General features: G+C 44.7%; 9 protein-coding genes and 1 pseudogene. 9 read left to right on the forward strand and 1 reads right to left on the reverse strand.

The window, feature by feature from the left end; translation table 11 throughout:
* Nucleotides 1–34: 34 nt before the first annotated feature.
* The 5 genes and pseudogenes from B9Y55_RS02640 (at nt 35) to B9Y55_RS02665 (ending at nt 4,711) form a co-directional block, all read left to right on the forward strand.
* A complete protein-coding gene (locus B9Y55_RS02640) occupies nt 35–400 on the forward strand; it encodes a GIY-YIG nuclease family protein (protein WP_085543801.1) in 366 nt (121 codons plus the stop codon).
* 775 nt (nt 401–1,175) lie between these two features.
* A complete protein-coding gene (gene istA / locus B9Y55_RS02645; RefSeq protein ID WP_159448206.1) occupies nt 1,176–2,267 on the forward strand; it encodes an IS21 family transposase in 1,092 nt (363 codons plus the stop codon).
* Nucleotides 2,228–2,665 (forward strand): annotated as a pseudogene (locus B9Y55_RS13425) (ATP-binding protein). Before istA ends, B9Y55_RS13425 begins: the two are co-directional and overlap by 40 nt.
* Before the next feature lie 556 nt (nt 2,666–3,221).
* On the forward strand, nt 3,222–4,331 hold the full coding sequence (locus B9Y55_RS02660) for a hypothetical protein (RefSeq protein ID WP_085543805.1): 1,110 nt from the start codon (nt 3,222–3,224) through the stop codon (nt 4,329–4,331).
* Nucleotides 4,328–4,711 (forward strand): hypothetical protein, encoded by a 384-nt coding sequence (locus B9Y55_RS02665; protein WP_085543806.1) that lies wholly within the window; start codon nt 4,328–4,330, stop codon nt 4,709–4,711. Before B9Y55_RS02660 ends, B9Y55_RS02665 begins: the two co-directional genes overlap by 4 nt.
* 977 nt (nt 4,712–5,688) lie before the next feature.
* Here B9Y55_RS02665 and B9Y55_RS02675 read toward each other — a convergent pair.
* Nucleotides 5,689–6,771 (reverse strand): ankyrin repeat domain-containing protein, encoded by a 1,083-nt coding sequence (locus B9Y55_RS02675; RefSeq protein ID WP_085543807.1) that lies wholly within the window; start codon nt 6,769–6,771, stop codon nt 5,689–5,691.
* A gap of 214 nt (nt 6,772–6,985) precedes the next feature.
* On the opposite strand from B9Y55_RS02675, the gene B9Y55_RS02680 reads away from it, so the two are divergent.
* The 4 genes from B9Y55_RS02680 to tnpA form a co-directional block, all read left to right on the forward strand.
* A complete protein-coding gene (locus B9Y55_RS02680; protein WP_085543808.1) occupies nt 6,986–7,393 on the forward strand; it encodes a hypothetical protein in 408 nt (135 codons plus the stop codon).
* Between the two features lie 293 nt (nt 7,394–7,686).
* On the forward strand, nt 7,687–7,929 hold the full coding sequence (locus B9Y55_RS12990) for a hypothetical protein (protein WP_143340787.1): 243 nt from the start codon (nt 7,687–7,689) through the stop codon (nt 7,927–7,929).
* A gap of 2 nt (nt 7,930–7,931) precedes the next feature.
* On the forward strand, nt 7,932–9,647 hold the full coding sequence (locus tag B9Y55_RS02685; RefSeq protein ID WP_085543809.1) for a patatin-like phospholipase family protein: 1,716 nt from the start codon (nt 7,932–7,934) through the stop codon (nt 9,645–9,647).
* Between the two features lie 89 nt (nt 9,648–9,736).
* Nucleotides 9,737–9,948, forward strand: a 212-nt coding sequence (gene tnpA, locus B9Y55_RS13430; RefSeq protein WP_407641437.1) for an IS66 family insertion sequence element accessory protein TnpA, incomplete at its 3' end; no start/stop codon positions are given.

The following is a 9,948-nucleotide window of genomic DNA, read 5'->3' on the forward strand; positions in this document are numbered from 1 at the left end:
TAGGGCTACCAGCAAAACTAAGGGAGGGGTTTCAATGGGACTTCTTGACGAAATATTAAAAATATGCTTAACTATAACTGAAACAGATTCGGCATCCCTAAAAAGCGCTTATATTGATAAAAAAGCACCGAGTGGCCCTGGAGTATACAAGATCTTCTATAAAGGGCAGTTGATGAAAGTAGGAAAAGCAGAGGACGGCCTGAGGAAAAGGTTTAGCGATTACTATCGAGGACCAGCAGTCGGAACTGCGAGATTAAAATATATCACCTCGAGCAATCGTGATGATGTTAGTGTTTTCTGGCAGAAATGCCCTGCATCGGAAGCTAGAAAGATAGAAACCATGTGGTATGACCAAGCAAGAAAAAAAGGCGAAGCTTTACCCTGGTCGGATAGAAGATAGTCACACAGCAGGAGCATCTGATCTTCCTCGAAGAGCTGGCTATTCATAAGCAGACTACAGAGACATGGCCAGGACCTTTTTTAGGCTTATTCATAATCAGTCTAAAAGAAAATAAACAATAACTTGATCCTACAACTTACCTAATAATTAATACACTCTCCTAAGCGAACGCAAAGAGACTAGATCGTAATTTTAGTATCCATAAAAAAACGCTTTATGGGGAGAAATACCCATATATAAATCAAGCATCTTGATTTATATTTATGGGTGTCTCTCATACTTGGCAACTTAGCATATTTAACCTAAAACCTATTAAAATCAATTAGTTTAAACTTTATCGATGTCTTAAAGGTTAAAAAATACCTGATTGAGGTGCTTTACTTGAAAAAAGGGTGGAAGCCAGAAGCAAAAAAAATTAAACAATATATCAATTAAATTATATATAAAATAATTACTACGAATAAAAACTTTGTTTAGATTGCTAAGTTACTAGCTATTTACTAACTATAAGGTACCTCTAAAAACTCACTTTCGAGTCCCCTCGGAGAGACCATTCAGCCTGCCCCCTGTCTCGCCCGGGCGAATACTCGACCTGCCTGTTCCGTACGAACCGCCTCAGAGGAAACGTCTTGTCGTCCCATGTATTTGATACTCTAAAAGGGGCCCCGTTTAGGTTTCTTTGATAGCCGAAAAAGGGACCACCCCGACAAGTCCATGTATCATCTTCGGAAGAGAGGACTAATCTTTTCCGGGGAGATGAGAGGAGATGTACGGGATGGTCGACAAAGAGTTTATCCGAAAACAGTATTTTAGCAAAGGGGTATCGATTCGAGAGTTGTCTCGGATGCATAAGATGAGCCGCAAGACCATTCGTAAATTTTTGGTCGACTCGTCAATACCGCAATACACACGTCATATTTCTCGCCCCAAGCCTGTGACGGGAGCATACTGTCCCGTAATTCTGTCTTGGCTAAAGAAAGATCTCGAGGCTCCTAAGAAGCAACGTCACACAGCGAAGAGGATCTACGACCGGCTGGTCATTGAATACGATTTTCAAGGGGCAGAGTCGACGATACGAGCGTTGGTTCGGGAGCTTCGAAGAGAGATCGATCCAGCTCCTCGTGCATTTATTCCCCTCAGTACAGAACCAGGAGAACAGGGGCAGGTGGATTGGGGGGAGGCGACGGTCCGTATTGGAGGGGAGAACCGAAAGGTATTCCTTTTTTGTATGAGGCTACGCTACAGTGGAGCTCCTTACGTTAGAGCCTTCCCAAACACCAAGCAGGAGAGCTTTCTGGCAGGTCATCGTTATGGTTTTGAGTTTTTTGGAGGTATCCCCAAGGAATGCCTCTACGACAATCTCTCTTCTGCGGTCAGCAAGGTCCTGAAGGGACCGAAGAGAGTCGAAAACCCATGGTTTTGCAGCCTGAAAGGGCACTATCTTTTCGAAAGCCAATTTTGTGGCGTGGCGAAAGGCAACGAAAAGGGGTCCGTGGAAAATCTGGTCGGCTTTGTTCGACGTAATGCTTTGGTTCCGGTTCCCGAGGTCCCGGACTTGGAGACGTTGAATGATCATCTGGAAGAATGGTGTCTGGTCCGTAGAGGAAAGCGGTGGAACGAGGAACAAAAGCATCTCAATCCCCTTCCCTCCATTCCTTTCGATTGCGCCATTACAGCCCAGCTTAGAGTAAGCCCTACGTCATTGATTCGTTACGATGGGAATATGTACTCCGTCCCAGTCGGCCATGAAAGGGAAATCGTCACGGTCTGCGCTAGACGGGACTCGGAAACGGAGGATTTCTCAAAAAAGGGGAAAACCTTATCCTCCTGGGAAAGTCAGGAACAGGCAAAACCCATATTGCTATAGGTGTCGCCATGGCATGTATCGCACAGGGCTATTCGGTTCGATTTACCACCGCTATGGGCTTGGCACAGGAGCTCTTAGTTGGTAAAGACGAACATCGCCTCAAAAAGGCCCTTGCCCGATACGAGAAAAGCGATCTGGTCGTCGTGGACGAATTAGGCTATCTGGGGCTCGGTCCATGAGGCCCCATGCTCTTTCAGTTCTTTGCCGAACGCTATGAACGACGGAACGTCTGCATCACTATAAACCTGGAATTTCGTCGCTGGACAGAGATCTTCGGCGATGCAACCATGACTGAGGCTATGCTGGATCGCTTGACTCATCACGCTCATATCTTCGTGTTCAAGGGGAAATCCTATCGCTTTGCTCAAAGAATCGCCTATGTCAGCTCTGAAATTTAAACAAGAGGGTGGGTCCCTTTTGAGTTGTCAAAAACACCCAATCCTACTACACGACAATATGTCGAGCATACGGGCTCGAAGTGGCTCCGTCGGGACGATCTCTCCGAGGATAAGCGTTTTTTAGAGGTCCCTTATGGTAGTCTAGATGCATCTGTTGTCTCAATTTTCAAGCATACCAATGCGCCGTCAAACGATATTTTGCATGATTTTTTAAATAAAAAGCTCACTCTAAAATCAAAAAACTACAAAAATGTAACTGCTGAGGCCAGAAGGGAGAATCAGGGTGAATGACAAAAAGAGGAAATTTAAGTGTAGGAAGTGTGGGGCTTGTTGCAGACACATCTCTGATAACGAGCACCTGCGGTTTATGGCAGATAATTCAGGCTGTTGCATTTTTTTAAAAGATAACCTTTGCGCAATATACGAGAAACGACCTATCTTCTGCCGAGTGGAAGAGGCCTACGAAAAATTTTTCGCAGATATACTCCCATACGATCGCTATATCGAATGCAACGAAAATGCATGCGAATTACTAAGAGAGAAGGGGACTTAAAAAATGGCAATACCGCTTCTATTAGCTGGAGCAGCCATTGTGGCTGGCATAGGTGGCGCAAAAAAAGGATATGATGCGATTAACTCTTTCGGCGAAGCAAAAAAAATTGGCAAAGATGCTGAAGAAAAGCATCGCGATGCCATCGATCGCCTTCAAAAGAAGCAAGGCGAAATTCAGGAAGAGGCAAACAACCTAGGCATTCTAAAAAACAGAGTATACCAGCAAACCATCCTAGATAAATTCATGCCAATATATAAAAAATTTAATAAAATAAACTCAAACTATGAAGATACGAAAGAAACGATTGCAATCACAGAAGAAAGCATTGAATCTTTAGAGCAAAATGCCATAAGTTTTACTGAAGCCGCAGGATGCTTAATATCCTCAGTTTCAAATGGAGCTGCAGCAGGCATGGGTGCTCTAGGATTAGCAGGAGCAATTGGAACCGCATCTACAGGAACAGCCATAAGCACACTTAGCGGAGCAGCAGCTACAAACGCTACCCTCGCATGGTTCGGGGGCGGTTCTTTGGCAGCAGGTGGATTTGGAATGGCTGGAGGAGCACTTGTTTTAGGAGGCATTGTCGCAGGGCCAATTCTTGCAGTAAGCGGTTTTATGGCCGCAAGCAAGGCTGAAGAGGCCTATACCAAAGCAATTGAATACGCAGCAAAAATAGAAATTGCCTGTGAAAATATAGAAGCTTTGATGCTTACAGTATCTACGGTTGGCAAACGCATAGAAGAGTTTAATTTTGTAATCAACGAGCTAGACGCTCGCCTTCTGAGTACTATAGAGCGGATGAAAAAAACAGAAAAAAAGATTTTAATCAGAAACCCAAAACTTATATTAAAAATCCTTTTTTTTAAAATGCACAAAACAAAACAGAGAGCACTCCAACGAATAGGGCTAAAAGCCTCAATAAACGATAATTTCTTAGAGGGTATTTATAGCGACAGAGATCTAAAAAAGAAAGAAATGGAGGATTTATTTATAATGAGAGAAACGACTGGAGCACTGAAAAAAGTATTGGAGATTCCCTTGCTTGATGAAAAAGGGAAAGCAAACGACCAGTCTGCTAAAATTCTAAAACTAGCAAAGTCGAGCATATCATGAGAAAAAAACCCAACCCTAGTTTAAGTCTATCAACCGATGCAATTCAGTCCATCTTGAAAGAATTTTATAATTTTAAAAAAATAGAGGAAGAAGAAAAAACCAAGCGCACCCAAATAATTAAGGAGGCAGAAGCATGCATAGAGCGTATACGATCACAAAAGGAAATATTTTTAGAATACCTTGAACACGAGTATAAAGAAAGGGCAAGCACTTATCAAAAACTTTTTAGCGGTATTGATGCCGCGATTGAGAAAGGGGATACGGCAATGGTAAATTCACTCATGCAGGGAGTTATATCTCAAATACAAACAAGCCCTTTCAGAGGAATTCAAGACTTCCGAGAGAAACTGATGGACAAAAATTTTGTTGATGAATTATAGTTTTATACAAATAACATAGCTAGGCAACTATTTAGTCGCCCCTGTCAAAAATAGAACCTGACCATTGAGAGCCATAGACATGGTCTCAATTATTTTGGCATAGCCATTAGCCCCTTCCTAGGTTCGGAAGCAGCCCGATATTTTAAGCTTCGCTTTTGAAGTTGCGGATATCCCGCTCAGCTTAGTTATTGTCGAAGGGGATGGCAAAGTCCCTGGCATAGAGCAAGATCTCCTCCTTATGGCCCCTAAATCTCTCCAGGAGGTTCCTGGTCTTGCCTTTTTTGGGCCTGCCTCTTGCCACCTTTCCAGTAGGGAGGGGGTTTTGAGCCAAATCGACGGCAAGTAAGTTATCGAAGGGGTACGTCCTGTGCCCCTTCGAATTGGGGTGATATCCTGTCGCCCCATTTGTACTACACAAAGGTATCTCGAAAATGCGAACTCGAAGAGGCTCTGTCGGAACGATCCCTCCGAGGGTCCACTTTAAAGACCCTGTTTTATTGAATCACATCATTTTTTATTAATCTTTGCCTGGCATTCTTTACAGATACCATTATGCATATCCGACTTAGTTGAATTATGATAAAAATCTGATAATGGTTTTTCCTTTTTACACATCTGGCACTTTTTCTTTGTTGATGCTGGCATCTCCGCTACCTCCATTCGTTTTTGAGCTAACCAAAATAAGTTAAAATGCAGTAATGTTGAGCGATAAGCAAGCGCTTTAGGGGTTTATTTGACGTTATTGAGGAATGGCGCTCTGCTCTAACCCTTTAAAAACCATCCAGCCTAATGTCTGCCTATTCATTTTACATTGTCTTACATACATTCTCAACATATAACCTCTGTCCCTCTCTTTTAGTCCTGTCCAGAAGTAAAAGGCATCGGGTTATGGTTGCAATGGCCCTTTGCATTTCTGTCCCTTTCTATTATGTAGAAAACAGCTTGAACCAACTCAAGCGATACCGCCGCTCCTAAACTTAATCCCACACGCTCATAACAGCATCGATGAAGTTATCCTCTATTGAGTGGGTGAAGTTGCTCTCGGTGGATTCATAATGCTCAGCTAAAATAACCGGAATTACGCTTTGCCCACCGAAGAGATCGACCACTTCCTTGGTCCCGTTATAGGTTCCCAAGGCTACCATTCTGTCCCCTTCCAGGGCTTTTATCCTTCCCTTTGGAACCTGGACTATTACGGGATTCTTAAGGTATCCCATACCTGAAACTCGCTCTGTAAAAACAGAGGCGTATTTACCGTCTACATCATAAACCTCGCCGCTAATCTTAACCTTTTGCCCTTTTGGGTAGTCCTCAAACACGGCTTTTCTGTAGTTCATCCACTCATATTCCGAAAAATCGGTCTTGCCGGAGGCTTGGGAGCCAGAATAGCTCGCCAGTAGCTTGGCAACCTCTTTGTTTTCGTTATAGGCCTTGGCTAAATCAGCGGCATTTTTCCCACCGCTATCTCTGAAATTAGCATTGGATCCTCCCTTTAAGAGTACCTCGGTAACATCAACTACAGGGTTAGACGAAGCGGCATACATTAAAGGGGTCTTCCCTTCCACGTCTTTCGCCTGAACATTAGCTCCATTCGCTAAGAGCAGTCGAGTCACCTCCGGGTTGGGGTTGTTGCCTGCCGCAGACATCAACAGGGTCGTCCCATCCTGACCTATCAAAAATACATTGGGATTTGCTCCAGCATCCAGAAGGGCTTTGGTTACCCTGGAGTCAGAGTTATCGCTCGCGGAGTAAAAAAGGGCAGTACCTCCATCTTCGTCCTCGTAGTTTACATCAGCTCCATACTCCAAAAGCAACATAACTACCGCTGGATCAGGATTAGACCACGCCGCTAGCATCAAAGCCGTATAGCCAACTTCGTTTTTTGCGTCGACGTCCATACCGCTAGCCAATAACCGTTTTATCTCAGAGACCGACCCACGCTTGCAGAAATTGGCAAAAGCTGCCTCCTCCTGATCTGTAGCTAGACCTGGAGGTGCAGCCATAAAGACCATAACGCAAGCCAGGCAAACAGCGATCCAACCGATAAACTTCTTTCCCATACAGATCCCTCCTTATGAAATCAAAAAACCGAAAACAGGCCGTCTAAGCTCCCGCAAAAAAAGCATAGGGCAACAGAGCGACCTGTTAAGTCGGAGAGGGAAAGCAAAAACCTTATTCTGTCACCGTCCTAAGATGTCGTTATGGAGTAGTAAAGTTGCAGGTGAAGGCGATAGGCCTTTTCAAGATAAACTCAATCAAGAGGAGGATTTCGTTATGAATAAGATGGTAAGGAAGGTCGCTTCGGTGGTAGGCTTTTGCGGTGCCCTATGGGCAGCAGAGGGGCTAAACAGGTTTGGGGGCTTGGTCGCCGCTTTCGGGGGAGAAGATACCCCTTTCTACATAGCGTTTCTACTGATCGCGGTGGCCGCAGCAGGAGTCTTTATACTCTCCCTCTTCAAAGATGTGCCTTCGCCCTTAAAGTGGGTCATTTGCGTCGGCCTTTTTGGATCGGCAGGGCTAGTTCTCATGGGGCCGGCTTTACCGGTCAACGAACAGATCTTGTTTGGGCTTACAGTCGCCGCTCTGGCTACCTTTGCGCTTCCCACTTCAAACAAGAAAAAAGAATCGGTAGTAACTATAACCAAAGACCAAGAAAAGCCAACAAACGCCCAGGCAAAGTAAGCTAGACAATCCCTCATACTCCCCGCAGATTTTATTCCAGACCGGAAGGGGCATAATGAAAGGAGCCCCCCAGGGAACTGACAAACAATTCAGAGGTAGAGGCCGCCTATCTAGACACCTCAAAGCACTGACGCTAGGCCAAAAGTCTCGACTTCTCCTGGAAGTCGAGACTTTTTCACATTCTCCGACATGTTATGTCTCATTTACAATTTAAGCTCAGGTCGTAAAACATGAAAGGAGGAGGCTGTGGTAAGTTTTTTTAGGTCAACAGATAACATTGATCTCAGGCTATAATGGAAGCGGACACCTTGGAGCTAATAATGAAAAGAAAACTCCAGGATAAAAACCAAACAGATTGCCATCCAGGACCTGAAGTCCATGCTGGACCAGCTGAGGACCATAAGCAGATCAATCCGGCTGATATCCTCCTATCGAGAACTGGGCTAATAAACTATATCCGTAAGAGGAGCTTTTCAAAGAGGGCTAGTGACAGCTACGCTATAAAAATCAACAAAAAATCTACCAGGAGTGATTAAAAATGGAAAATGTAGGACTAGTGTTATCCGGTGGAGGCGGGAAGGGTGCCTACGAGGTAGGCGTATGGAAGGCATTGGAGGAGCTCAAAATCCGACCTAAAGCTATTTCCGGCACGTCGATAGGGGCTATCAACGGAGCCCTATATCTACAGGGGAGCTTGGAGATTGCCCTGGATATGTGGCAAAACCTCAGTGCCTGGAAGCTCGTCGTACCAAACACAGAAAACATAACAAAACAAATCATTGCAAAACAGATAGATCCCTATCTTTCTAATTTTATTCTAAAGCAAAAAAAGGGTATATTGGATCCTAAAGGGATACGATCTCTCCTCGAGGAAAAGGTCGACCTGAACAACCTGACATCATCGGGCATCCCCTTTTTCGTGGGAGCCCACGACGAAGGGAGAAACAGCATTGTCTATCTTCCGTTACACAACCTATCGCCAAAGGAGCGAGGCGACTCCATTATAGCCTCTGCGTCCCTTCCGGGGATCTTCCCTCCGGTTGAGATGAACGACATGAATCTATCCGATGGGGGATGGCACTACCTTCCAGGCAGGAATCTGGACAACACCCCTATCGCCCCGGTCTACGGACAGGGCTGCTCCACTATTATAGTGGTTGCCCTAGAACAGTGCTTCGAAATCCAAAGAGATCGTTATCCTAATGCAACCATATTATCTATAGTGCCATCGGAAGACTTAGGAGGGGTATTAGACGGAATGTTGGATTGTTCTAGAGAAGGAGCGGATTACAGGGTAAACCTAGGTTACAGAGATACGATGAAAACCCTGGGCAACATAGGCATTCAAAACGATATAGCCCAAAAAGCTACAGAAATTCTACTTAAAATGAAGGAAAATGAAGATATTTTTTCCAACAGAAGGACAGAGATACCCGCTCAAGACATTAAAACCGCCATGATACAGTTCAACAAGGCAGTGAGAAATGATTCGTTCTCTGAGCCCATAGCTATCCCCGAGTTCATCGAGGAAAAAGTCCTCAAAGAAAGCACGAGAGCTATGCTCTGTCAGATAGACAAGGATAATATAGGCATAGAGGTTGATAGCTTCATAGAGGCTCAAAGCAGCGAAGATGCCACCCTGTCTCAAACCATGTTTGAGGCTATAGCTCTGCTATCTCCAGTTGATTCAAGATCCAAAGGAATATCTAATCAAGGATTCTTCGCCGGACTTATTGGAAGGTTATCAGGAAAAAACGGTCGAATATCCTCGGAAAATGATCAAGATCTAGCCAAGGCCCAGTACGCCGCTTTCTCTATGATAAACGCGATTCAAAACAAGGGACTTCTCTCTCTGGAGTTGACCGTTGCGGCTAACACAAAGATAAATGCCCTATTCAGCCAGATAGAGGAAGTACGGGGTGAACAAAAGAACCAGATAATCGATCTCTATAAAAGCCTATCTACGGTCTTTCTTAGACTCAGGCAAGAGATACTAGCCGATCGTCAAAGAATAGACAGCCTGGAACGACGACTTGAACTAGTGGAGTGGCTACAACAGATAAGGACAAGGACTTTTAATGGAAGCGAATACCGGTCTCTTTCCAAGCCTGAGGCTCTAATATGCCTGGTAAACGATTTCTATCGGTTCACCAGAGGACAGTGGAGCATCAGAGAGCTGCTGACCCTTAAAGAAGCACTTATAACCCTAGACATGGCTGATGATATTGTGATACCTAGTAAGCGTCAAAGCTAGCAGTACCTCGTAGCATCATCATCGGCGTGAGATAATCGCCCCACGATGAAGACTGAAGGGAACTCAATCAGTACGGGGGTGGTAGACCAATGATGACGAACCAAGAAGCTAAGCTAGCAGAGACCTTAAAGATCTGGACAGATCATATCAATGACTGTCGGTCCAGCGGAATGACCGTAAGGGCCTGGTGCAAATCCAAGGGAATCCACGTTCATACCTATTATTACCGCCAAAACCAGGTCCGCAAAGCTGCCTGCAAAGAGGCGCAACAGCAGGAGCGTAAGACATCGGTATTTGCCGA

This window comes from Dethiosulfovibrio salsuginis, assembly GCF_900177735.1.
In the GTDB taxonomy this organism is placed as follows: domain Bacteria; phylum Synergistota; class Synergistia; order Synergistales; family Dethiosulfovibrionaceae; genus Dethiosulfovibrio; species Dethiosulfovibrio salsuginis.

What these genes read in the sequence shown, in the direction of transcription:
- B9Y55_RS02640 (WP_085543801.1), top strand. Translation starts at nt 35, where the DNA reads ATGGGACTTCTTGACGAAATATTAAAAATATGCTTAACTATAACTGAA.
- istA (WP_159448206.1), top strand. Translation starts at nt 1,176, where the DNA reads ATGGTCGACAAAGAGTTTATCCGAAAACAGTATTTTAGCAAAGGGGTA.
- B9Y55_RS02660 (WP_085543805.1), top strand. Translation starts at nt 3,222, where the DNA reads ATGGCAATACCGCTTCTATTAGCTGGAGCAGCCATTGTGGCTGGCATA.
- B9Y55_RS02665 (WP_085543806.1), top strand. Translation starts at nt 4,328, where the DNA reads ATGAGAAAAAAACCCAACCCTAGTTTAAGTCTATCAACCGATGCAATT.
- B9Y55_RS02675 (WP_085543807.1), bottom strand. Translation starts at nt 6,771, where the DNA reads ATGGGAAAGAAGTTTATCGGTTGGATCGCTGTTTGCCTGGCTTGCGTT.
- B9Y55_RS02680 (WP_085543808.1), top strand. Translation starts at nt 6,986, where the DNA reads ATGAATAAGATGGTAAGGAAGGTCGCTTCGGTGGTAGGCTTTTGCGGT.
- B9Y55_RS12990 (WP_143340787.1), top strand. Translation starts at nt 7,687, where the DNA reads ATGGAAGCGGACACCTTGGAGCTAATAATGAAAAGAAAACTCCAGGAT.
- B9Y55_RS02685 (WP_085543809.1), top strand. Translation starts at nt 7,932, where the DNA reads ATGGAAAATGTAGGACTAGTGTTATCCGGTGGAGGCGGGAAGGGTGCC.